20 protein-coding genes are annotated in these 21,057 nt (G+C 70.7%); 11 read left to right on the top strand and 9 right to left on the bottom strand.

Annotation, left to right across the window (positions count from 1 at the left end):
• The first annotated feature begins 152 nt into the window (after nt 1-152).
• Nucleotides 153-953: a hypothetical protein gene (locus tag ACFC8N_RS38320; protein WP_376293823.1), complete on the top strand. Its 801-nt coding sequence runs from the start codon at nt 153-155 to the stop codon at nt 951-953.
• A 15-nt stretch (nt 954-968) separates the two neighbouring features.
• Here the strand turns inward: ACFC8N_RS38320 and ACFC8N_RS38325 are convergent, their stop codons facing one another.
• Entirely contained in the window at nt 969-2,780 is a 1,812-nt protein-coding gene (locus tag ACFC8N_RS38325) for a hypothetical protein (RefSeq protein ID WP_356029150.1), read from the bottom strand.
• A gap of 195 nt (nt 2,781-2,975) precedes the next feature.
• Between ACFC8N_RS38325 and radA the strand changes: the two genes are divergently transcribed.
• The gene (gene radA, locus ACFC8N_RS38330) at nt 2,976-4,385 is read left to right on the top strand and encodes a DNA repair protein RadA (RefSeq protein WP_356029152.1); all 1,410 of its coding nucleotides are present in this window, start codon (nt 2,976-2,978) and stop codon (nt 4,383-4,385) included.
• 80 nt (nt 4,386-4,465) lie between these two features.
• Nucleotides 4,466-5,590 carry a DNA integrity scanning diadenylate cyclase DisA gene (gene disA, locus ACFC8N_RS38335; protein WP_071378492.1) on the top strand — a complete coding sequence of 375 codons (1,125 nt, stop codon included), beginning with the start codon at nt 4,466-4,468 and terminating at the stop codon, nt 5,588-5,590.
• A 125-nt stretch (nt 5,591-5,715) separates the two neighbouring features.
• On the opposite strand, the gene ACFC8N_RS38340 is transcribed toward disA, so the two are convergent.
• Entirely contained in the window at nt 5,716-6,525 is an 810-nt protein-coding gene (locus tag ACFC8N_RS38340) for a hypothetical protein (protein WP_376293684.1), read from the bottom strand.
• Between the two features lie 180 nt (nt 6,526-6,705).
• Here ACFC8N_RS38340 and ACFC8N_RS38345 point away from each other — a divergent pair, with 180 nt between their 5' ends.
• The 5 genes from ACFC8N_RS38345 to cseC all read left to right on the top strand — a co-directional run bounded on the left by ACFC8N_RS38345 (nt 6,706) and on the right by cseC (nt 11,174).
• On the top strand, nt 6,706-7,581 hold the full coding sequence (locus tag ACFC8N_RS38345; protein ID WP_356029156.1) for an A/G-specific adenine glycosylase: 876 nt from the start codon (nt 6,706-6,708) through the stop codon (nt 7,579-7,581).
• A gap of 280 nt (nt 7,582-7,861) precedes the next feature.
• Entirely contained in the window at nt 7,862-8,401 is a 540-nt protein-coding gene (locus tag ACFC8N_RS38350) for a SigE family RNA polymerase sigma factor (protein WP_030751823.1), read from the top strand.
• Nucleotides 8,389-9,045: a hypothetical protein gene (locus ACFC8N_RS38355; protein ID WP_376293688.1), complete on the top strand. Its 657-nt coding sequence runs from the start codon at nt 8,389-8,391 to the stop codon at nt 9,043-9,045. The genes ACFC8N_RS38350 and ACFC8N_RS38355 overlap by 13 nt, the downstream gene beginning before the upstream one ends.
• Nucleotides 9,046-9,102: 57 nt before the next feature.
• Entirely contained in the window at nt 9,103-9,807 is a 705-nt protein-coding gene (gene cseB / locus ACFC8N_RS38360; protein WP_071385193.1) for a two-component system response regulator CseB, read from the top strand.
• A gap of 11 nt (nt 9,808-9,818) precedes the next feature.
• A complete protein-coding gene (cseC, locus tag ACFC8N_RS38365; RefSeq protein ID WP_376293691.1) occupies nt 9,819-11,174 on the top strand; it encodes a two-component system sensor histidine kinase CseC in 1,356 nt (451 codons plus the stop codon).
• Between the two features lie 122 nt (nt 11,175-11,296).
• On the opposite strand, the gene ACFC8N_RS38370 is transcribed toward cseC, so the two are convergent.
• Complete coding sequence (locus ACFC8N_RS38370; RefSeq protein WP_356029161.1) at nt 11,297-12,889, bottom strand: MDR family MFS transporter; 1,593 nt, start codon at nt 12,887-12,889, stop codon at nt 11,297-11,299.
• Between the two features lie 126 nt (nt 12,890-13,015).
• Here ACFC8N_RS38370 and ACFC8N_RS38375 point away from each other — a divergent pair, with 126 nt between their 5' ends.
• Nucleotides 13,016-13,615, top strand: coding sequence for a TetR/AcrR family transcriptional regulator (locus tag ACFC8N_RS38375; protein ID WP_376293693.1), 600 nt, complete (start codon nt 13,016-13,018; stop codon nt 13,613-13,615).
• A 13-nt stretch (nt 13,616-13,628) separates the two neighbouring features.
• On the opposite strand, the gene ACFC8N_RS38380 is transcribed toward ACFC8N_RS38375, so the two are convergent.
• Nucleotides 13,629-14,177, bottom strand: coding sequence for a M23 family metallopeptidase (locus tag ACFC8N_RS38380; protein ID WP_376293696.1), 549 nt, complete (start codon nt 14,175-14,177; stop codon nt 13,629-13,631).
• A 407-nt stretch (nt 14,178-14,584) separates the two neighbouring features.
• Here ACFC8N_RS38380 and ACFC8N_RS38385 point away from each other — a divergent pair, with 407 nt between their 5' ends.
• The gene (locus ACFC8N_RS38385; RefSeq protein WP_376293697.1) at nt 14,585-15,217 is read left to right on the top strand and encodes an HAD family acid phosphatase; all 633 of its coding nucleotides are present in this window, start codon (nt 14,585-14,587) and stop codon (nt 15,215-15,217) included.
• A gap of 87 nt (nt 15,218-15,304) precedes the next feature.
• On the opposite strand, the gene ACFC8N_RS38390 is transcribed toward ACFC8N_RS38385, so the two are convergent.
• Complete coding sequence (locus ACFC8N_RS38390) at nt 15,305-17,830, bottom strand: ATP-dependent Clp protease ATP-binding subunit (protein WP_356029169.1); 2,526 nt, start codon at nt 17,828-17,830, stop codon at nt 15,305-15,307.
• A 457-nt stretch (nt 17,831-18,287) separates the two neighbouring features.
• Here ACFC8N_RS38390 and ACFC8N_RS38395 point away from each other — a divergent pair, with 457 nt between their 5' ends.
• Nucleotides 18,288-19,088, top strand: a complete 801-nt coding sequence (locus ACFC8N_RS38395; RefSeq protein WP_376293700.1) for an SCO3374 family protein — start codon at nt 18,288-18,290, stop codon at nt 19,086-19,088.
• Here the strand turns inward: ACFC8N_RS38395 and ACFC8N_RS38400 are convergent.
• The 4 genes from ACFC8N_RS38400 to ACFC8N_RS38415 all read right to left on the bottom strand — a co-directional run bounded on the left by ACFC8N_RS38400 (nt 19,067) and on the right by ACFC8N_RS38415 (nt 20,964).
• Nucleotides 19,067-19,402 (bottom strand): Lsr2 family protein, encoded by a 336-nt coding sequence (locus ACFC8N_RS38400; RefSeq protein ID WP_356029389.1) that lies wholly within the window; start codon nt 19,400-19,402, stop codon nt 19,067-19,069. The genes ACFC8N_RS38395 and ACFC8N_RS38400 overlap by 22 nt on opposite strands.
• 203 nt (nt 19,403-19,605) lie before the next feature.
• A complete protein-coding gene (locus ACFC8N_RS38405; RefSeq protein ID WP_356029173.1) occupies nt 19,606-20,139 on the bottom strand; it encodes an amino-acid N-acetyltransferase in 534 nt (177 codons plus the stop codon).
• A 9-nt stretch (nt 20,140-20,148) separates the two neighbouring features.
• Entirely contained in the window at nt 20,149-20,616 is a 468-nt protein-coding gene (locus ACFC8N_RS38410; RefSeq protein WP_376293702.1) for a BlaI/MecI/CopY family transcriptional regulator, read from the bottom strand.
• Nucleotides 20,617-20,784: 168 nt separating this feature from the next.
• The gene (locus ACFC8N_RS38415; RefSeq protein WP_071373304.1) at nt 20,785-20,964 is read right to left on the bottom strand and encodes a hypothetical protein; all 180 of its coding nucleotides are present in this window, start codon (nt 20,962-20,964) and stop codon (nt 20,785-20,787) included.
• Nucleotides 20,965-21,057 lie beyond the last annotated feature (93 nt).

A 21,057-nucleotide genomic window follows, 5' to 3' on the forward strand; every position in this document is an offset into this window, starting at 1 on the left:
CGGAACGCTACTGCCAGATCCGCGGTCGACGGTCCCCGGAGCGGGCGTGGGCCACTTACCCTGGTCATGTGCCAAAGACGAAAAAGGCGAAGGACCCCAAATCCTCCAAGGCATTGAAGGATGAGGAGTCCGCGCAGGCGAAGGCGTCGTCCATGTCGAAGAAGTCCAAGAAGTCCAAGACGTCCGATCAGGCCGCGAAGGCGAGCGACGAGAAGGGGCTCGACTTCGCGCGCGCGTGGGTGGAGTTTCCTGACCCGGCGGACGACGAGCAGATCTTCCGCTGTGATCTGACATGGCTCACCTCTCGCTGGAACTGCATCTTCGGCAGCGGCTGCCAGGGCATCCAGGCGGGCCGCGCGGACGACGGGTGCTGCTCGCTGGGCGCGCACTTCTCCGACGAGGACGACGAGAAGCGGGTCGCCGAGCATGTGGCGCGGCTCACTCCGGACATCTGGCAGCACCACGCCGAGGGCACGCGGAACGGCTGGGTGTCGAAGGACGAGGAGGGGTCCCGGCAGACCCGGCCGTACCAGGGCTCGTGCATCTTCCAGAACCGGCCCGGCTTCGCGGGCGGCGCGGGCTGCTCGCTGCACATCCTGGCGCTGAAGGAGGGCCGGGAGCCGCTGGAGACCAAGCCGGACGTGTGCTGGCAGCTGCCGATCCGCCGGACGTACGACTGGATCGACCGGCCCGACGACACGCGCGTGCTCCAGGTGTCCATCGGGGAGTACGACCGCCGGGGCTGGGGTCCGGGCGGCCATGACCTGCACTGGTGGTGCACCTCGGCGACGTCGGCGCACGGCGCGGGCGAGCCGGTGTACGTGTCCTACCGGCCCGAGCTGACCGAGCTGATGGGCAAGGCGGGGTACGACCGTCTCGTCGAGCTGTGCGAGGCGCGGCTGGCCTCGCAGCTGCCACTGGTCGCCCCCCACCCCGCCGACCCGGCCCCGTAACGCCACCGCCACCCCCTAGCTGCCCGACGGGCTCGGCGTGTCGCTGCCGGAGGCTGTCGGGGGCGGTGACGGCGAGGCCGGGGGTGTCGGCGTGGGGCTCGGGGCCGTCGGAGGGGTGGACGGCGGAGTGGCCGGTGGAGTGGAGGGCGGGGTCGTGGGGGGTGCGGTCGGCGGGGTGGGCTGAGCGGAGGACGGCGGGGGCGCGGGGGGTGTCGGGCGCGTCGGGGCCGTGCCGTAGCCGTCGATCGTGACCACCGTGCCCGCCGGGGCGACCGCCACCTGTGCGTGCCAGTGGCCGGAGGGCTCGCGGAGGTGGTCGACGTAGACCTTGATCGTCGACGTCCCGCCGGGGGCGAGGGTTCCCGAGGACCGGCTGAGGTAGAGCCAGCCGACGGCGGTGGACGCGGACCAGCGGACCGGGGCGGTGCCCGATGCCGCGAGGGTGATCAGCGTGGTGTCGCCGTCGTTGGCGGCGGTCACGTCCAGGTGGCCGGCGCCCTGCCGCCCCGCTCCGGTGACGCTGACGACCTCCACCGAGACGTCCGCCTTGCCGTTCCTGCCGCCGTGGGCGCCGGGCCGCACGCTGGCGTTCCCCGCGTTCTCGTAGCCGCCGCCCGCGTCGTCGGCGAGAGCGTCGGGACCCTGCGCCTCGCTCGTGGAGGGCGAGCGGCCCTCGCCCTCCGCCGTGGGGGCACCCCGGTAGGCGGCCCACAGGGCCAGGACGGGGGCGGCGACCACCGTGGCGACGACCGTCGTCGTCACGGCACGCGCGCGGAGCCGGTCGCGGCGCGCCGCGCGGTCCTTGGGGTCCATCGGGAAGCCGCGCCGGTCGAACCGGGGAACGTCGGCGCCACGCGCGCGTGCGTGGTGCGCGAACGCCCTGTGCAGGTCCGCGCGGGGTGCTTCCAGGACGGGCAGCTCGGCGGGGGTGACCGTGGTGCCGGGCCAGCGCCCGGGGGCGGCGGCGCGCTCGGCGGTGCGGCGGCAGCGCGGGCAGTCGTCGACGTGCCGGACCAGCTCGCGGCGCAGCGCGGTGCTCAGGACGAGCCGGCTGTCGCCGGTGAGGTGGGCCACGCCCGGACAGCCGCCGGCCTCGACCACGGCCAGGGCCGCGCGGGTGCGCTCGACCTCGCAGGCGGCGGAGGCGAGCAGCTCGCGCGCGGCGGCGACCGCCATGCCGAGGACGGCGGCGACCTCGTGGGCGCCGAGGTGGTGGCGGACGGCGAGTTCCAGGGCCTCGCGCTGCTCCGGGGTGGTGCCGGCGGCCTCCGGCCAGGCCAGCAGGGCGAGTTCGCGGCGCCGCTGCTCCTGGGTCTCCGGGGCGAGGGCCGGATCGGAACCCTGTCCCGCCGCCGGGCCGGCGGCCCCTTTCCCCGCGGCTCCTTTCCCCGCGGTCCTGCCGGCTTCGCCCGCGGCCGCCCCGCCCGCTCCCGCCGGCGCCGGGCGGCCCGCCGCGTGGGTGGCCTGACGTTTCTGCTTGGCCTCGGTCAGCCCGCGCAGGCACGCCCAGCGGGCCAGTGCGTACAGCCAGGCCCTGCGGTCGGCCGCGGCCTCCGGGACGCGGTGCGCGCGCCGCTCGGCCAGGGCGAGGACGTCGCGGAGGGCGGCGGTGGCGGCGTCGTGGTCGCACAGCACCGACAGGCAGTAGGTGAACAGTCCGTCCAGGTACGGCTCGTAGCGCGTCGGCATGCGGTGGGCGAGGGTACGCGCGGCGGCACGGTCGCGCCCCTCCCGCTCCTCGCGTGCCTCGCGTGTTTCGCGCGCCGCGTGGTGCGTCCGGTGCGCTCCGGTGGTGCGGGTCGTGGTCTCCGGACTGCTGCTCATCACCTGTGCGACCGTAGGCGGCCCCGGAGTGCCCCTCCTTTATCCTTGAGCTCTTTTAATCCGTACGGGTGAAACGATCCCTCATAAGGGGACAGGAACCCTTTGTTCCGCGACTCGGGGAGGTCCGCGGCCCGGTCCGGAGGCGTCCGTGGCCCGGTCCCGGGACCGGTTGTCAGTGCCGCGGGCTACGGTTTCCGCATGGCTGCCCGTACCAAGACGACCAAGGACCGCCCGTCCTACCGCTGCACGGAGTGCGGCTGGCAGACGGCCAAGTGGCTCGGCCGCTGCCCCGAATGCCAGGCGTGGGGCACCGTCGAGGAGTACGGCGCGCCCGCGGTCCGTACGACGGCACCGGGCCGCGTCACGAACTCCGCGCTGCCCATCGGCCAGGTCGACGGCCGCCAGGCCACCGCCCGCACGACCGGCGTGCCCGAGCTGGACCGGGTGCTCGGCGGCGGCCTGGTGCCCGGCGCGGTCGTGCTGCTCGCGGGCGAGCCCGGCGTCGGCAAGTCCACCCTGCTGCTGGACGTGGCCGCCAAGTCCGCGAGCGCCGAGCACCGCACGCTCTACGTCACGGGCGAGGAGTCGGCGAGCCAGGTGCGGCTGCGCGCGGACCGCATCGGCGCGCTGCACGACGAGCTGTATCTGGCCGCCGAGACCGATCTGGCCGCCGTCCTCGGCCACTTGGACGAGGTGAAGCCGTCCCTGCTGATCCTGGACTCGGTGCAGACGGTCGCCTCCCCTCAGATCGAGGGTGCGCCCGGCGGCATGGCCCAGGTGCGGGAGGTGGCCGGGGCGCTCATCCGTGCCTCCAAGGAGCGCGGCATGTCCACGCTCCTCGTGGGCCACGTCACGAAGGACGGCGCGATCGCGGGCCCCCGCCTCCTCGAACACCTCGTGGACGTCGTCCTGCACTTCGAGGGCGACCGGCACGCGCGCCTGCGCCTGGTGCGCGGGGTGAAGAACCGCTACGGCGCCACGGACGAGGTCGGCTGCTTCGAGCTGCACGACGAGGGCATCACCGGCCTGGCCGACCCCAGCGGCCTGTTCCTGACCCGGCGGGCCGAGCCGGTGCCGGGCACCTGCCTGACCGTCACCCTGGAGGGCCGCCGCCCGCTGGTGGCCGAGGTGCAGGCGCTGACCGTCGACTCCCAGATCCCCTCCCCGCGCCGGACGACCTCGGGCCTGGAGACCTCCCGGGTGTCGATGATGCTGGCGGTGCTGGAGCAGCGCGGGCGGATCAGCGCGCTCGGCAAGCGGGACATCTACTCGGCGACGGTGGGCGGGGTGAAGCTGTCCGAGCCCGCCGCCGACCTCGCCATCGCGCTGGCGCTCGCCTCCGCCGCGAGCGACACCCCGCTGCCGAAGAACCTGGTGGCCATCGGCGAGGTGGGCCTCGCGGGCGAGGTCAGACGGGTCACGGGCGTGCAGCGCCGGCTCACCGAGGCGCACCGGCTGGGCTTCACGCACGCGCTCGTGCCGACCGATCCGGGCAAGGTGCCGCCCGGTATGAAGGTCCTGGAAGTGGCGGACATGGGGGACGCGCTGCGGGTCCTGCCGCGCTCGCGTCGCCGAGAGGCCCCGCGGGAGACGGAGGAGCGCCGGTAGACTTTGCCCAGGTCTCGCCCGTCCGTGCGAACAGAGTACGGGTGCGGGGGCGCGTCAGAACCTGCGACCGGAGGAGTGCAGTGGCAGCCAACGACCGGGCAGCAGCTCCCGGAAAGATCGGTGGGAGTGCCGGTTCCGATGGCCTGATGCGCGCCTCGCTGAGCGCCGTGGCTCCCGGTACGGGCCTGCGCGACGGCCTTGAGCGCGTGCTGCGCGGCAACACCGGCGGGCTGATCGTCCTCGGCTCGGACAAGACGGTCGAGGCGATGTGCACGGGCGGTTTCGTGCTGGACGTGGAGTTCACCGCGACCCGGCTGCGCGAACTGTGCAAGCTGGACGGCGGCATCGTGCTCTCGTCGGACCTGTCGAAGATCCTGCGCGCGGGCGTGCAGCTGGTGCCGGACCCGACGATCCCGACGGAGGAGACGGGCACACGGCACCGTACGGCGGACCGGGTGAGCAAGCAGGTCGGCTTCCCCGTGGTCTCCGTCTCCCAGTCGATGCGCCTGATCGCCCTGTACGTCGACGGTCAGCGCCGCGTCCTGGAGGACTCGGCGGCGATCCTGTCCCGTGCGAACCAGGCACTGGCCACGCTGGAGCGGTACAAGCTCCGCCTGGACGAGGTGGCGGGCACGCTGTCGGCGCTGGAGATCGAGGACCTGGTGACGGTCCGGGACGTCTCCGCCGTCGCCCAGCGGCTGGAGATGGTCCGCCGCATCGCCACCGAGATCGCCGAGTACGTGGTCGAACTGGGCACGGACGGCCGCCTCCTGGCCCTCCAGCTGGAGGAGTTGATCGCGGGCGTCGAGCCGGACCGCGAGCTGGTCGTGCGGGACTACGTCCCCGAGCCGACGGCGAAGCGCTCCCGCACGGTGGAGGAGGCGCTGTCCGAGCTGGACGCGCTGACCCACGGGGAGCTGCTCGAACTGGGCACGGTGGCGCGTGCGCTGGGCTACACCGGGTCCCCCGAGACGCTGGACTCGGCGGTCTCCCCGCGGGGCTTCCGGCTGCTGGCCAAGGTCCCGCGGCTGCCGGGCGCGATCATCGACCGGCTGGTGGAGCACTTCGGCGGCCTGCAGAAGCTGCTCGCCGCGAGCGTCGACGACCTCCAGACCGTGGACGGCGTGGGCGAGGCCCGCGCCCGGAGCGTGCGCGAGGGCCTGTCACGGCTGGCGGAGTCTTCCATTCTGGAGCGGTACGTCTGAGTCGCCTGACAGCTCAGCGGGTTCCGTCGGGTCACGGCTACCGGTCCGTCGTGGTTGCTCGCGCCCACGCGGCGGAGCCGCATGCCGACACAGCCCCGCGCCCCTGACGGGGCGCTGCGGGCGCCCTAGTCCGCCGACAGCACGAACGAAGCCTGCTGCTTGCCGAAGCCCGGGGCGCTGGCCTCCAGCAGATACGTGTCCGCCTTCGCCGAGCCCGCCGCAGGCGTCGCGCACTGCGCGGCGCTCGGCTTGCGGTCCCACGTCACCGTGTACGTGATGCTCTGCCCCGCCGGCACCCGGAAGACGAGGCTCGCCGCGCCCTTGGGGCAGTCGGACGACGTCCAGAACGCGTCCCTGCCGGACGACGGCGTGATGGTCAACACCGCGTTCTTCGGCCCGAGATCGATCTTGCAGTCGGCCGATGAGCTGTTCTTCGCGGTGAGTTCGAAGGTCGGCGTCTGGTCCGGCGAGTAGGAGTTGTGCAGGCTCTTCAGGCTCAACGCCACTGCGGAGGACGTGCAGTTGGGCAGCGAGGAGGACGCCGGGAGCGCGTCGCCCGCGACGACCGTACCGCCGCCCGCCGCGCCCGAGGACGAGCCGCCGCCGGACCCCGGGCCGCCGGAGGAGTCCGCGGATCCGGAACCGCCGTCGCCGCCCGACCCGGAGTCGCCCGCGCTGCTGCCGCCGCTCGACTCGTCGCGCCCGCCCGGGTGTTGGCTGATCGCGGGCCCGGACGAGGAAGGGCCCGGCGTGATGGTGTTCGCGGGATTCTTGCCGTTGGACGCGTCGCTGTTCTTCTTGCCGCCTCCGCCGCCGGCGGTGACGACCAGCGTGATCACCAGCGCCAGCACGGCGACCACGGCCAGCATGACGGCCCTCCTTCGCCAGTAGATGGAGGAGGGAAGCGGCCCGACCGGATTGCGCAGAGATCCCACGGCCCAAACCTTACGAGAGAACGGCGCACTGTCTTGTGCCACCCGCCGCTCCGGCACCAACTTTTCCGGATCATCATCCCGGTAACTGCCGTAACAGTCAGGGTTCTTCACCTTTCGGTACGCTCGGTGATCGCGCCGTCACCCACCCTGCCCGCTCAGGCGTGGCAGGATCGGAAGGCCATGACTGAGAAGCTCCACACCCCCGTGATCGCCTGGTTCGACACCCACGCCCGCGACCTCCCCTGGCGCCGCCCGCAGGCGGGTCCGTGGGGTGTGATGGTCAGCGAGTTCATGCTCCAGCAGACCCCGGTCAGCCGGGTGCTGCCCGTCTACGAGGAGTGGCTGGCCCGCTGGCCGCGCCCGGCCGATCTCGCCAAGGAGGCGCCGGGCGAGGCGGTGCGCGCCTGGGGCCGCCTCGGCTATCCGCGCCGGGCCCTGCGGCTGCACGGCGCGGCGGTGGCCATAACGGAGCGGCACGGCGGGGACGTACCCACGGACCACGCGCAGCTGCTGGCCCTGCCCGGGATCGGCGAGTACACGGCCGCGGCCGTCGCATCCTTCGCGTACGGTCAGCGGCACGCGGTGCTGGACACGAATGTGCGCCGGGTCTTCGCGCGCGCGGTGACCGGGGTGCAGTACCCGCCGAACGCGACGACGGCCGCCGAGCGCAGGCTCGCGCGCGAGCTGCTGCCGAAGGACGAGGGGACGGCCGCACGCTGGGCCGCCGCCTCCATGGAGCTGGGCGCGCTGGTGTGCACGGCGAAGAACGAGGGGTGCGCGCGCTGCCCGATCGCGGCGCAGTGCGCGTGGCGGCTGGCGGGCAAGCCGGAGCACACGGGGCCGCCGCGGCGCGGACAGACGTACGCGGGGACGGACCGCCAGGTGCGCGGCAAGCTGCTGGCGGTCCTGCGCGAGGCGCACGCGCCGGTGCCGCAGGCGACGCTGGACCGGGTGTGGCACGAGCCGGTGCAGCGGGCCCGCGCGCTCGACGGGCTCGTCACGGACGGTCTGGTGGAGCCGCTGCCCGGCGGCCTGTACCGGCTGCCGCTCAGCTGACGGACAGTCACATCACAGCGACCGCCTCCCCGTTACCGAGCACCAATTCCCACAAAGCACCTCATAAAGGGACATAGCGAGCACCCCTCTTACCCCCCACCGCCTTCCGTTACACAACCGACGGATAGCCGACTGCTAGCCGAAGGCTGGCTCGCACAGCGCCGTGACAACCACTGCCTAACTTCGTTTCTGTGCCCGGCAGACCACCGGGACACGGGGAACGCAAGACGCAGGACTTCAGGCGCGAGCCGGAGTGAACGGGGAACGGAGGCGGTTGATCATGGCGCAGGGCGAGGTGCTCGAATTCGAGGAGTACGTCCGCACCCGGCAGGACGCGCTGCTGCGCAGCGCGCGCCGACTGGTTCCGGACCCTGTCGACGCACAGGACCTGCTCCAGACCGCGCTGGTGCGCACGTACGGCCGCTGGGAGGGCATCGCCGACAAGCGGCTCGCCGACGCCTATCTGCGCCGCGTCATGATCAACACCCGGACCGAGTGGTGGCGGGCGCGCAAGCTGGAGGAGGTCCCGACCGAGCAGCTGCCGGACGCGTCCGTGGACGACTCCACCGAGCAGCACGCCGACCGGGCCCTGCTGATGGATGTCATGAAGGTGCTCGCGCCGAAACAGCGCAGTGTTGTAGTACTGCGACACTGGGAGCAGATGTCCACGGAGGAGACGGCCGCCGCCCTCGGCATGTCGGCCGGTACGGTCAAGAGCACGCTGCACAGGGCGCTCGCCCGGCTCCGCGAGGAGCTGGAGGCCCGCGATCTGGACGCACGCGCGCTGGAGCGTGAGGAGCGGGAGCGTTGCGCGGCCTGACACAGGCCGGGCCCGAGCGGGCCCCAGGCGGTACACAGGCGGTGATCACGGTGGGGGCCGTGCTCGCCGCCCTCGCCCTTTTGGTCGCCGCGTGCGGCACGGGGGGCACGGGCGCCCGGGACGAGGGCCCGGCACATGCCTCGGCGGTGGCGGGGGCCGTCGCCTCGCCGTCGGCGAGCCCGTCCGGCACGTACAAGCGGGTGGACGCGGTGACGCTGGTCAAGGACGACCCCCAGGTCTCCACGACGGTCAAGAGCGAGCTGAAGCCGTGCAGCGGCGAGGAGTACCCGGTCGACGTCACCTACGGCCAGCTCACCGGCGGCTCGACGGACGACGTCGTCGTGAACGTGCTGACCTGCGCCGACGCGGTCGGCATCGGGTCGTATGTGTACCGGGACGTGGGCGGGACGTACAAGAATGTCTTCAAGACCGAGGAATCGCCGGTCTACGCGGAGGTCGACCAGGGCCTGCTGACCGTCACCAAGCAGGTCTACAAGAAGGGCGATCCGATCTCCAGCCCGTCCGGCGAGGATGTGATCACCTACGACTGGACCGGGGGCCGCTTCGTCGGACGGCCACCGGTGCACACCGACTACGGCAAGACCGGCGCGGGCACCGAGTCGACACCCCCGCCCGACAACTGACCACGACCACCGACCGCCCACGACCACCGACCGAGCACGAGGACTGAGAGCACCGGGATGGCAGACCAGACCCACGTCCTGTTCGTCGAGGACGACGACGTCATCCGCGAGGCCACCCAGCTCGCCCTGGAGCGCGACGGCTTCGCGGTCACCGCGATGCCCGACGGCCTGTCCGGCCTGGAGGCGTTCCGGGCCGACCGTCCCGACATCGCGCTGCTCGACGTCATGGTCCCGGGCCTGGACGGCGTCAGCCTGTGCCGCCGCATCCGCGACGAGTCGACCGTGCCGGTGATCATGCTGTCCGCGCGCGCCGACTCCATCGACGTCGTCCTCGGCCTGGAGGCCGGCGCCGACGACTATGTGACCAAGCCGTTCGACGGCGCCGTCCTGGTCGCCCGGATCCGGGCGGTGCTGCGCCGCTTCGGGCACGCGGGCGGGGGCGCGCAGGGCGAGCAGCCCGCCGACGAGGTGACCGGCGGTGTGCTCAGCTTCGGCGACCTGGAGATCGACACCGAGGGCATGGAGGTGCGCCGGGCCGGGCAGCCGGTCGCGCTCACCCCGACCGAGATGCGCCTGCTGCTGGAGTTCTCCTCCGCGCCGGGCACGGTGCTCTCCCGCGACAAGCTGCTGGAGCGTGTGTGGGACTACGGCTGGGGCGGGGACACCCGGGTCGTCGACGTGCATGTGCAGCGGCTGCGCCAGAAGATCGGCCAGGACCGGATCGAGACGGTCCGCGGCTTCGGCTACAAGCTGAAGGCCTGAGCGAGGCGCACATGTGGGGGTTCCTTCGGCGACCGATGCTGCGCATGGAGCGCATGGACCTGCGCACCGGGCTCAGATGGAAGCTCAGCGCGGCCATCGCCCTGGTGGCCGGGCTCGTGGCGATCGTGCTGAGCCTGGTCGTGCACAACGCGGCCCGGGTCTCGATGCTGGACAACGCGCGTCAGCTGGCCAACGACCGCGTCCAGATCGCCCAGCGCAACTACGAGCTGAACCGTCGCCCCAACTTCCCCAACATCAAGCTCGACGACCCCGACCTGCCGGACGCGCTGCGCGAGAAGCTCGAAGAGGGCCGGATGGTCAGCGACGTCTCCGACCACGCCGGCCGGGCGGACATCTGGGCGGCCGTGCCGGTCAAGGACGGGCACGTGCTGTCGTACCACAGCCATCTGCCGGATCCCTCGGCCGAGATGCTGAACGATCTCGACCAGGCGCTGATCATCGGCTCGGTCTCGGTCGTCCTCGGCGGCAGCGCGCTCGGCGTGCTGATCGGCGGCCAGCTCTCCCGGCGGCTGCGCAAGGCGGCGGCGGCCGCGAACATGGTCGCCAAGGGCGAGACCGACGTGCGGGTGCGCGAGGCCATCGGCGGGGTCGTACGGGACGAGACCGACGACCTCGCGCGCGCGGTGGACGCCATGGCGGACGCGCTGCGCCAGCGGCTGGAGGCCGAGCGCCGGGTCACCGCCGACATCGCGCACGAGCTGCGCACCCCGGTGACCGGCCTGCTCACGGCGGCCGAACTGCTCCCTCCCGGCCGCCCGACGGAACTCGTCCTGGACCGGGCGAAGGCGATGCGCACGCTGGTCGAGGACGTGCTGGAGGTGGCCCGCCTCGACGGCGCGTCGGAGCGGGCCGAGCTCCAGGACATCATGCTCGGCGAGTTCGTCACCCGGCGTGTGGCGGCCAAGAACCCGGACATCGCCGTACAGGTGGTGCACGAGTCGGAGGTCACCACGGACCCGCGTCGCCTGGAGCGGGTGCTGTTCAACCTCCTCGCCAACGCGGCCCGGCACGGCCGCCCGCCGGTCGAGGTGACCGTCGAGGGCCGCGTCATCCGCATAAGGGACCACGGCCCCGGCTTCCCCGAGGAACTCCTCGCGGAGGGCCCGAGCCGCTTCCGCACGGGCAGCAAGGACCGCGCCGGCCAGGGCCACGGGCTGGGCCTCACGATCGCGGCCGGCCAGGCCCGCGTCCTCGGCGCCCGCCTGACCTTCCGCAACATCCGCCCCGCCGGCTCCCCGCCCCACCTCCCGGCGGAGGGCGCGGTGGCGGTGCTGTGGCTGCCGGAACACGCGCCGACGGCGACGGGGAGCTATCCGATGCTGCCGCTGTCGGGGGGAAGCAGCTGATTCGGCGGTACGGCGCCCCTGGCGACGGGCCGCCGAGCGGAAAGGGAAGCTGAGCGGAAAAGGAAGAAGACCCCGGGGCGGACACCGGCCGGGGTCTTCGGTTCAGGGTGAGGCGGGTGGGATCAGACGGCCTCGACCATCACCGGCGCGGCGGCGTCCTCGCCCTCCGGCGACGGCTTGGCGCCTGCGCCCCGCAGCGGGACCTCCTTCACGAACACCGCCGCGGCCAGCACGAGGACCGCGATCGCCGCGCCCAGCAGGAACGCCGAGTGCGTACCGGCGGAGACGGCGTGCTGGTAGGCCTCCCGGATCATCGGCGGCAGCTTCTGCAGGCTCTTGGCGTCCAGCGCCGCGCTCTTCTCGGTCATGTGCTTGCCGGCCGTACCGGCCCGCTCGGCCATGACGTGCTTGACCCGGTCGTTGAACAGCGCGCCCATGATGGCGACACCGAAGGACGAGCCGAGCGTACGGAACAGGGTGGTGGACGAGGACGCGACGCCCATGTCCTTCATCTCCACGCTGTTCTGCGCGACCAGCATGGTGATCTGCATCAGGCAGCCCATGCCGAGGCCGAGGACGGCCATGTAGATGCCGGAGGTCAGCCGGGTCGTACCGGTGTCCATGGTGGACAGCAGGTACAGACCGACGGCCATCAGGACACCGCCGACGATCGGGAAGGCCTTGTAGCGGCCGCTGTTGGTGGTGACCCGGCCCGCGACCATCGAGGTCACCAGCATCGCGCCGAGCATCGGCAGGAGCAGCAGACCGGAGTTGGTCGCGGACGCGCCCTGCACCGACTGCTGGTACAGCGGCAGGTAGAGCGTCGCGCCGAACATCACGAAGCCGGTGATGAAGCCGATGAAGGACATCAGCGTGAAGTTGCGGTTCCGGAAGATGTGCAGCGGCAGCACGGGCTCGGCGGCCCTGGTCTGCCAGAACACGAACCCGACCAGCGAGGCCACGCCGATGGCGATCAGCTCCATGATCCGCGCGGAGGTCCAGGCGTACTCGCTGCCGCCCCAGGTGGTGACCAGCACGATCGAGGTGATGCCGACGGTCAGCAGGACGACACCGAGGTAGTCGATGCCCGCCTTGGCCCGCTTCTTCGGCAGGTGCAGCACGGCGCTGACCAGCGCGAGCGCGACGGCGCCGAGCGGCAGGTTGATGTAGAAGGCCCAGCGCCAGCCCCAGTTGTCGGTGATGGTGCCGCCGACCAGCGGGCCGCCGATCATGGCCAGCGCCATGACGCCGGCCATCATGCCCTGGTACTTGCCGCGCTCCCGCGGCGGGATCAGGTCGCCGATGATCGCCATGACGCCGACCATCAGACCGCCGGCGCCGAGGCCCTGCACGGCGCGGAAGCCGATCAGCTGCCCCATGTTCTGGGCCATGCCGCTGAGGGCGGAGCCGGCCAGGAAGATCACGATCGAGCTGAGGAAGGACCCCTTGCGCCCGTACATGTCGCCGAGCTTGCCCCAGATCGGGGTCGAGGCCGCGGTGGCCAGGGTGTAGCCGGTGACCACCCAGGACAGGTGCTCCAGGCCGCCCAGTTCACCCACGATCGTCGGCATCGCCGTACCCACGATCATGTTGTCGAGCATCGCGAGCATCATCGCGATCATCAGCGCGAGCAGCACGACCCGCACGCTCTTGGGCTGTTTGCCCTCGATTGCGGGCTGTTGGCCCGCGGTGGCGCTTTCTACGGTGTCCGCCATCTTTCTTTCCATTCCCCCTGCGGCTTCTACTTACTTGCCGCCCGGCTAGTTGACTACACTGTGGAAGGTAGACCTGTCACTAGCCGGGCGTCAAGTAAGTTTCGTGGGAGCGCAAGGAGTACGAGGATGGGCGGCACGATGGACGGCACGAAACAGCAGCGCCGCGGCAACACCCGCCAGCGCATCCAGGACGTGGCGCTCGAACTCTTCGCGGAGCAGGGCTACGAGAAGACCTCGCTGCGCGAGATCGCCGAGCGTCTCGACGTCACGAAGGCAGCCCTGTACTACCACTTCAAGACGAAGGAAGAGATCATCGTCAGCCTCTTCGAGGACCTGACGAAACCGATGGCGGAACTGATCGAGTGGGGCCGGGGGCAGCCGTCCACCCTCGACACGAAGCGGGAGATCATCCGCCGCTACAGCGCGGCCCTCGCCGAGGCGGAGCCGCTGTTCCGCTTCATGCAGGAGAACCAGGCGACGGTACGGGAACTGCGCATCGGCGACATCTTCAAGGACCGGATGCGGGGCCTGCGGGACATCCTCATCGACCCCGGCACCGACCTCGTCGACCAGGTGCGCTCCGTCAGCGCGATGTTCACGCTGCACGCCGGGATGTTCGCGATGCAGGACCTGGAGGGAGACGTGGAGAAGAAGCGCGCGGCCACGCTCGCGGTCTCCCTGGACCTGATCACCCAGGCCCACGAACACGCCTGCCGGCGCACGTAGGCGGTGTCGCCGCTCAGAAGGTGACGCCCTTGCCGCGCAGGAAGGCGGCGGGGTCGACGGCGGAGCCGTGGTTCGGGGTCGTACGGATCTCGAAGTGCAGGTGCGGACCGGTGGAGTTGCCGGTGGAGCCGGACAGCGCGATGCGCTGGCCGGCCTTGACGGCATGGCCCGCCTTGACGTCGATCCGGGACAGGTGCGCGTACTGCGAGTACGCGCCGTTGCCGTGCCTGATCACGACGGCGTTGCCGTACGCGGGGCCGTCGCCGGCGCCGTTCGGGCCGGCCTTGACGACGGTGCCGCCGTGCGCGGCGGCGACGGCGGTGCCGGTCGGCACGGCGAAGTCCAGACCGCTGTGCTTGGTCTGCCACATGCCGCCGGCCTGCATGAAGCGGGCCGACAGCGTGTACTTCTTCACCGGGTCGACCCAGCCGGCCGACGGCGCGGCCGCGCTCGCGACCCCGGTCCCCACGACGGCCAGGGACCCCACCGCGGCGGCCAGGACGGTCACGCGGGCGCGGAGCGAGGACGTACGGGAAGAACGGGACGTGGCGCGCTGGAACATCGAAACCTCGTGAACTCGGGGACAGAGCGGCCACCCGGCGAACGGACGTCCCTCCGGGCGGCCACTCCTTGGTAGCCCAGCACCCCGCCCACCCCAAAACGCCTCTCCCACGGCGCCCGGTAGTAGATGCCACCGCCCCGAGGCCGCCGTTCTTTACCCACGAGCTCCGGACATGACGTTCTCTTTGTCGGCCCTTTACCCGTCCGGCCGGCTCCACTGTCCGGGCTAGTAGCGGGCGAATCGCCTGTGCGGCTTATCACCGGGTTCCCCGTCGGCGATCACGTGAATGTGACGCACACCCCCTGGGCGCCTACCGTTCAGTAACCCTACGGTTCCCCTCACGCCACCCTCACCTCAGATCATGCCCCTGACATTCAGGACCCGTCCGCGTGAGAGGACCCCCACCGATGACCAGAGGCTCCTGGGCTCGCCGTATCTCCGCCACCGCCGTCTCCGTGGCCGCCCTGGCGGCTCTGGCCGCCCCGGCCCAGGCCGCGACCACGAGCAGCACCGCGGCCGACACCACCGCCACCGCGACGGCCACGAAGGTGGACTACGCGACCTGGCAGAAGGACTGCCAGACGGTGATGGACCAGGCCCTGCCGTACCTGAAGGAGCGCATCGCCGCCGCCGAGCCGGGCGAGAAGCAGGCGATCGTCTTCGACATCGACAACACCACGCTGGAGACCGACTACGGCTTCAGCTTCCCCCAGCCGGCCAACAAGCCCGTGCTGAACGTCGCGAAGTACGCCCAGGAGCACGGCGTCTCGCTCTTCTTCGTCACGGCCCGCCCGGGCATCATCGAAGAGCCCACCGAGTGGAACCTGAAGTACGACGGCTACGACGCCTCCGGCCTCTACGTCCGCGGCCTGTTCGACCTCTTCAAGGACGTCGCCGCCTACAAGACGGCCCAGCGCGTCGACATCGAGAACAAGGGCTACACGATCATCGCGAACATCGGCAACAGCGCCACCGACCTCTCCGGCGGCCACGCCGAGAAGACCTTCAAGCTCCCCGACTACAACGGGCAGTTGTCCTGACGACCGTCGGCGCTTGATCTCCGGATGTGCTGAAGGGGCCGGTGCCAAAGGCACCGGCCCCTTCAACTCGGCTGGTCCGCCGGAGGCTTACGCCTCCTTGCTCAGGTTCGGCCCGGCACCGCCGGCCGCCTGCTCGATCGGCGGGACGTCGGGCAGCGCCGACTTCTCCTCACCGCGGAAGGTGAAGGTCTGGGCGTCGCCCTCGCCCTCGGTGTCCACGACCACGATGTGACCGGGGCGCAGCTCACCGAAGAGGATCTTCTCCGAGAGCGTGTCCTCGACCTCGCGCTGGATCGTGCGACGCAGCGGACGCGCGCCCAGCACCGGGTCGTAACCCTTCTTGGACAGCAGCTCCTTGGCGGACTGGGAGAGCTCGATGCCCATGTCCCGGTCCTTCAGGCGCTCGTCCACCTTGCTGATCATCAGGTCGACGATCCGCAGGATGTCCTCCTGCGTCAGCTGCGGGAAGACGACCACGTCGTCGACGCGGTTGAGGAACTCGGGCCGGAAGTGCTGCTTCAGCTCGTCCTGGACCTTGTTCTTCATGCGCTCGTAGTTGGTCTTCGTGTCACCCGAGGCCGCGAAGCCCAGGTTGAAGCCCTTGGAGATGTCCCGGGTGCCGAGGTTGGTCGTCATGATGATGACCGTGTTCTTGAAGTCCACGACCCGGCCCTGGGAGTCGGTCAGGCGACCGTCCTCCAGGATCTGCAGCAGCGAGTTGAAGATGTCCGGGTGGGCCTTCTCGACCTCGTCGAACAGGACGACGGAGAACGGCTTGCGGCGCACCTTCTCGGTGAGCTGGCCGCCCTCTTCGTAGCCCACGTAACCGGGGGGCGAACCGAAGAGCCGCGAGACCGTGTGCTTCTCGCTGAACTCCGACATGTCGAGGGAGATCAGCGCGTCCTCGTCACCGAAGAGGAACTCGGCGAGGGCCTTGGAGAGTTCGGTCTTACCGACACCGGACGGGCCGGCGAAGATGAACGAACCACCGGGGCGCTTCGGGTCCTTCAGACCGGCACGCGTACGACGGATCGCCTTCGACAGCGCCTTGACGGCGTCGACCTGGCCGATGACCCGCTTGTGGAGCTCGTCCTCCATGCGCAGCAGACGCGAGGACTCCTCCTCGGTCAGCTTGAAGACCGGGATGCCGGTGGCGGTCGCGAGGACCTCGGCGATCAGCTCGCCGTCGACCTCGGCGACGACGTCCATGTCGCCGGCCTTCCACTCCTTCTCGCGCTTGGCCTTGGCGGCCAGGAGCTGCTTCTCCTTGTCGCGCAGGGAGGCGGCCTTCTCGAAGTCCTGCGAGTCGATCGCGGACTCCTTGTCCCGGCGGACGGCGGCGATCTTCTCGTCGAACTCGCGCAGGTCCGGCGGAGCGGTCATCCGGCGGATGCGCATCCTCGATCCGGCCTCGTCGATCAGGTCGATCGCCTTGTCCGGCAGGAAGCGGTCCGAGATGTACCGGTCGGCCAGGGTGGCCGCCTGGACCAGGGCCTCGTCCGTGATGGAGACGCGGTGGTGGGCCTCGTAGCGGTCGCGCAGACCCTTGAGGATCTCGATCGTGTGCGGCAGGGACGGCTCGGCGACCTGGATGGGCTGGAAACGGCGCTCCAGGGCCGCGTCCTTCTCCAGGTGCTTGCGGTACTCGTCCAGCGTGGTCGCACCGATGGTCTGCAGCTCACCGCGGGCCAGCATCGGCTTCAGGATGCTCGCGGCGTCGATGGCGCCCTCGGCGGCACCCGCACCGACCAGCGTGTGCAGCTCGTCGATGAACAGGATGATGTCGCCGCGGGTGCGGATCTCCTTGAGCACCTTCTTCAGGCGCTCCTCGAAGTCACCGCGGTAGCGGGAGCCGGCGACCAGGGCGCCGAGGTCCAGCGTGTAGAGGTGCTTGTCCTTGAGCGTCTCGGGCACCTCGCCCTTGACGATGGCCTGGGCGAGGCCCTCGACGACGGCGGTCTTGCCGACGCCGGGCTCACCGATCAGGACCGGGTTGTTCTTCGTACGGCGGGACAGCACCTGCATGACCCGCTCGATCTCCTTCTCGCGCCCGATGACCGGGTCGAGCTTGGACTCACGAGCGGCCTGGGTGAGGTTCCGGCCGAACTGGTCGAGGACGAGGGAGGTCGAGGGGGTGCCCTCGGCCGGGCCGCCGGCGGTGGCGGTCTCCTTGCCCTGGTAACCGGAGAGCAGCTGGATGACCTGCTGCCGCACCCGGTTGAGGTCTGCGCCCAGCTTGACCAGGACCTGGGCGGCGACGCCCTCGCCCTCACGGATCAGGCCGAGCAGGATGTGCTCCGTGCCGATGTAGTTGTGGCCCAGCTGAAGAGCCTCACGGAGCGACAGCTCCAGGACCTTCTTGGCACGGGGAGTGAAGGGGATGTGCCCGGACGGGGCCTGCTGGCCCTGGCCGATGATCTCCTCCACCTGCTGGCGGACCGCCTCAAGCGAAATGCCGAGGCTCTCCAGGGCCTTAGCGGCGACACCTTCGCCCTCGTGGATGAGACCCAGGAGGATGTGCTCGGTGCCGATGTAGTTGTGGTTGAGCATCCGGGCTTCTTCCTGAGCCAGGACGACAACCCGCCGCGCGCGGTCGGTGAACCTCTCGAACATCGTTAATCGCTCCTCAGAGCGGTCAGGCAGTGGGGGGAACTTCCCCTCCCTGTCCTTCCGCAGCTTAGTCCCGCAAGCGGGGACCGCTCATTCCAACTGCCGACACCGTCCTTGGCCTCCTGACCCCGAACGCCGACATCTGTCCCAACCTGATGGTGCGAGACGATGTTCCCGCAGGCCAGGCAGTTACCCTCATCGCCAGTACGCCGATGGCGAACGTGAGACGGGCCGTCCTGCGTGTCGCCCCCTCCCACTAGGCATGTCTTACCCGCGGGGACTGACACTCCATGCCGCAGGGCCCCGTTCCCTCCGCTATGGGCGAACAACCTCGCGCTCCCCCGGACCCCCACACGCCTCCCCTTCCGAAACCATGAGCAACCATTCGAGTACGCAGCGTAACCATCAGGTCGCTCGGCCGGTTGCACCTGGCATGGCTGGCCCGGCCCGGGAGCACCGCATGACTCACCCTGTCCACACCGTCCCCTTTCCCCGCCGGCCCCTCGACCCGGGCGACGGCCTCCTCGACCCTCCTGCCCCGGAATCGGGGCCGTGCTCCGCGGCGGGCGGCCCGGAGGCGCGAATCCGCCACTGGTACGAGAACGATCTGGGGTGGGCGACCGTGCCCGGACGGCCGCTGCGGCTGCTCACCGGGGTGCGGTTCGACGTCCTGGACGTGCCGGCCGAGGCGGGCGCGCGGGCGCTCCGGCATCTCGCGCCGGGCTCTCCGGTGGCGCTGCGGGGCGACCGGATGCAGCTGCTGGTGGCCACGGGCGGCGCGGAGGAGCTGCCGGGGCTGCTGGACTGGCTGGAGTGGAGCGCCGTCCCCCTCGACCTGCGGGCCCTGGGCGCGGGCGGCGCGGTGGAGGCGCCGGGGCCGCCACCGGGGGCCGACGGTGCGCCGGAGGCGCCGAGGTCATCACTGCCGGAGGCCCGTGTGCCGGAGGCCCGTGTGCCGGAGGCCCGTGTGCCGGATGCCGATGTGCCGACGGCCGGCCTGCCGACGGCCGGTCCGGCTTTCGGCTCCGTACCTTTCGGCTCCGTACGGGGGGCCGCCGTGTGGCTGCGGCCCCCTCGGCCGGGAGGCGAGGCCGAGGCCTCGCTGCCTGCACTGTCGGCGATGGGACGCGAGGGGAGCGCCCCCGATCTCGTGCGACTGGTGGACACGGTGGCAGCGGAGTGTCACCGCGTCCGGCTGCGGCGCGCGTGCGCCGGGCCGTCGCCCGCCGTGCGGCGGGATCAGCCGTTGGCCTTCTCGTAGGCCTCGCGGATGTTCCCCGGAACACGGCCGCGGTCGTTGACCTCGTAACCGTTTTCCTTCGCCCAGGCGCGGATCGCCGCGGTGTCCTGGTTGCCACCGGAAGCGGCGCGGGCCTTTCCGCGTCCACCAGAGGCACGGCCTCCGGTACGACGGCCGCCCTTCACATAGGGCTCCAGAAGCCCACGCAGCTTGTCCGCATTGATGGTCGTGAGATCGATCTCGTACGTCTTGCCGTCCAGCGCGAACGTCACGGTCTCGTCCGCCTCGCCGCCGTCGAGGTCGTCGACAAGAAGGACCTGAACCTTCTGTGCCACCGGATTTCCTTTCATCGATAACGTTGAGGGCCAGGGGTGTGCGGCGTCCGCCGTTTCGCCGCCCCTGTTATATGCAGTACTGCACTACGCCGGAAAGCAAACCGCTTTTGCCGGAAAAACACAAACCCCCGGGAGAGCACCGGTGGACCCCCTAGACCCGGAAACATGCGCGTTTCGGACATAGGGCACTCGGGCAATGGCGATCACAGATGCAGAAGCATCCGGCTGTTGCCCAAGGTGTTCGGTTTCACTCGTTCGAGACCGAGGAACTCGGCGACGCCCTCGTCATAGGAACGCAACAGCTCCGCGTAGACATCCGCGTCGACGGGCGTCTCACCGATCTCCACGAAGCCGTGCTTCCCGAAGAAGTCCACTTCGAAGGTGAGGCAGAAAACGCGGCGAACGCCGAGCCGGCGTGCGGTCTCGACCAGCTTCTCCAGCAACTGATGGCCGACGCCGGCGCCCTTGAGGCCCGGCTTCACCGCGAGAGTGCGGACTTCCGCGAGGTCCTCCCACATGACGTGCAGCGCACCGCAGCCGACCACCTCGGCGTTGTCGTCGCGTTCCGCGACCCAGAACTCCTGGATGTCCTCGTAAAGCGTGACGGTGGCTTTGTCGAGCAGGATGCGGTCACGCACGTAGGCGTCGAGGAGGTGGCGTACGGCCGGGACATCGCTGGTCCGCGCCCGGCGGACGGTGATGTCTTTTGCGGAGACTTCGGGGCGCTCGGCTGACATGAGCGGACGCTATCGCCCGGCGGCGTCCTCTGCCGAGCCGGGGTTCTCCTCTTGGCGAGGTTCGGCGGGTTCCTGTCGCGGAGCTTCCTGTTGCGCGGCTTCCCGTTGCCGGGGTTCGGGAGCTTCGGGGGCTGCGGAAGCTTCCGGGGTTTCCGGTCCTTGGACGATGCGTACCGCGTCGCGGAGGGCGTGCCGCTGTTCCTCGCTCATCATCCCGAAGAAGGCGACGAGAGCGGCGGCCGGGTTGTCGCTCTGCGACCACGCGTCGTTCATCAGGGCGGCGGCGTAGGCGGCCCGTGTCGAGACGGCCTCATATCGATAGGCCCGCCCTTCGGCCTCCCGGCGCACCCAGCCCTTCTGATGGAGATTGTCCAAAACGGTCATCACGGTGGTGTACGCGATCGAGCGTTCCTGCTGGAGGTCTTCCAGGACTTCTCGAACCGTCACCGGGCGGTTCCACTTCCACACCCGCGTCATGACCGCGTCTTCGAGTTCTCCCAATGGGCGAGGCACAGCTCAGAACAATAGTGGGAGATCCCGACAATGGCGTGCCGGACGTGCACTAACCCTGCGAACGCGAACAAAAAGGGCGTACGACTCGGATCCGCACCCCACGGGATGCGGGAGTCGTACGCCCGGGGTGGATCAGGCGTCGCCGCCGGCGGAGGCCTGCCGCGCACTCTCCGCGCGCGCGAGGGCGGCGTCGACGGCCGCGTCCTCCTTGGCCTTGGCGGCACCGCCCTGGGTCTTCACGATCACCCTGACCAAACCGATGAAGAACACGGCCATCACGACCGGAGGCACGAGCGCGGAGACGTAGTCCATGCCTGACAGGGTAGCTACGCGGGAACGGGCGAAAGGCACGGGGTGCGCGAACCACCCGGTTGGCCTCCCGACCTGCACGGACACCCCGGCGGG

Origin of the sequence: Streptomyces sp. NPDC055966, assembly GCF_042269865.1 — a bacterium.
Classification (GTDB): Bacteria; Actinomycetota; Actinomycetes; order Streptomycetales; family Streptomycetaceae; genus Streptomyces.

What these genes read in the sequence shown, in the direction of transcription:
- cseC (WP_376293691.1), top strand. Translation starts at nt 9,819, where the DNA reads ATGTGGGGGTTCCTTCGGCGACCGATGCTGCGCATGGAGCGCATGGAC.
- ACFC8N_RS38395 (WP_376293700.1), top strand. Translation starts at nt 18,288, where the DNA reads ATGACTCACCCTGTCCACACCGTCCCCTTTCCCCGCCGGCCCCTCGAC.
- ACFC8N_RS38320 (WP_376293823.1), top strand. Translation starts at nt 153, where the DNA reads ATGTCGAAGAAGTCCAAGAAGTCCAAGACGTCCGATCAGGCCGCGAAG.
- ACFC8N_RS38370 (WP_356029161.1), bottom strand. Translation starts at nt 12,889, where the DNA reads ATGGCGGACACCGTAGAAAGCGCCACCGCGGGCCAACAGCCCGCAATC.
- cseB (WP_071385193.1), top strand. Translation starts at nt 9,103, where the DNA reads ATGGCAGACCAGACCCACGTCCTGTTCGTCGAGGACGACGACGTCATC.
- ACFC8N_RS38345 (WP_356029156.1), top strand. Translation starts at nt 6,706, where the DNA reads ATGACTGAGAAGCTCCACACCCCCGTGATCGCCTGGTTCGACACCCAC.
- ACFC8N_RS38380 (WP_376293696.1), bottom strand. Translation starts at nt 14,177, where the DNA reads ATGTTCCAGCGCGCCACGTCCCGTTCTTCCCGTACGTCCTCGCTCCGC.
- ACFC8N_RS38415 (WP_071373304.1), bottom strand. Translation starts at nt 20,964, where the DNA reads ATGGACTACGTCTCCGCGCTCGTGCCTCCGGTCGTGATGGCCGTGTTC.
- ACFC8N_RS38405 (WP_356029173.1), bottom strand. Translation starts at nt 20,139, where the DNA reads ATGTCAGCCGAGCGCCCCGAAGTCTCCGCAAAAGACATCACCGTCCGC.
- ACFC8N_RS38385 (WP_376293697.1), top strand. Translation starts at nt 14,585, where the DNA reads ATGACCAGAGGCTCCTGGGCTCGCCGTATCTCCGCCACCGCCGTCTCC.
- ACFC8N_RS38375 (WP_376293693.1), top strand. Translation starts at nt 13,016, where the DNA reads ATGGGCGGCACGATGGACGGCACGAAACAGCAGCGCCGCGGCAACACC.
- ACFC8N_RS38350 (WP_030751823.1), top strand. Translation starts at nt 7,862, where the DNA reads ATGGCGCAGGGCGAGGTGCTCGAATTCGAGGAGTACGTCCGCACCCGG.
- ACFC8N_RS38390 (WP_356029169.1), bottom strand. Translation starts at nt 17,830, where the DNA reads ATGTTCGAGAGGTTCACCGACCGCGCGCGGCGGGTTGTCGTCCTGGCT.
- ACFC8N_RS38410 (WP_376293702.1), bottom strand. Translation starts at nt 20,616, where the DNA reads ATGACGCGGGTGTGGAAGTGGAACCGCCCGGTGACGGTTCGAGAAGTC.
- radA (WP_356029152.1), top strand. Translation starts at nt 2,976, where the DNA reads ATGGCTGCCCGTACCAAGACGACCAAGGACCGCCCGTCCTACCGCTGC.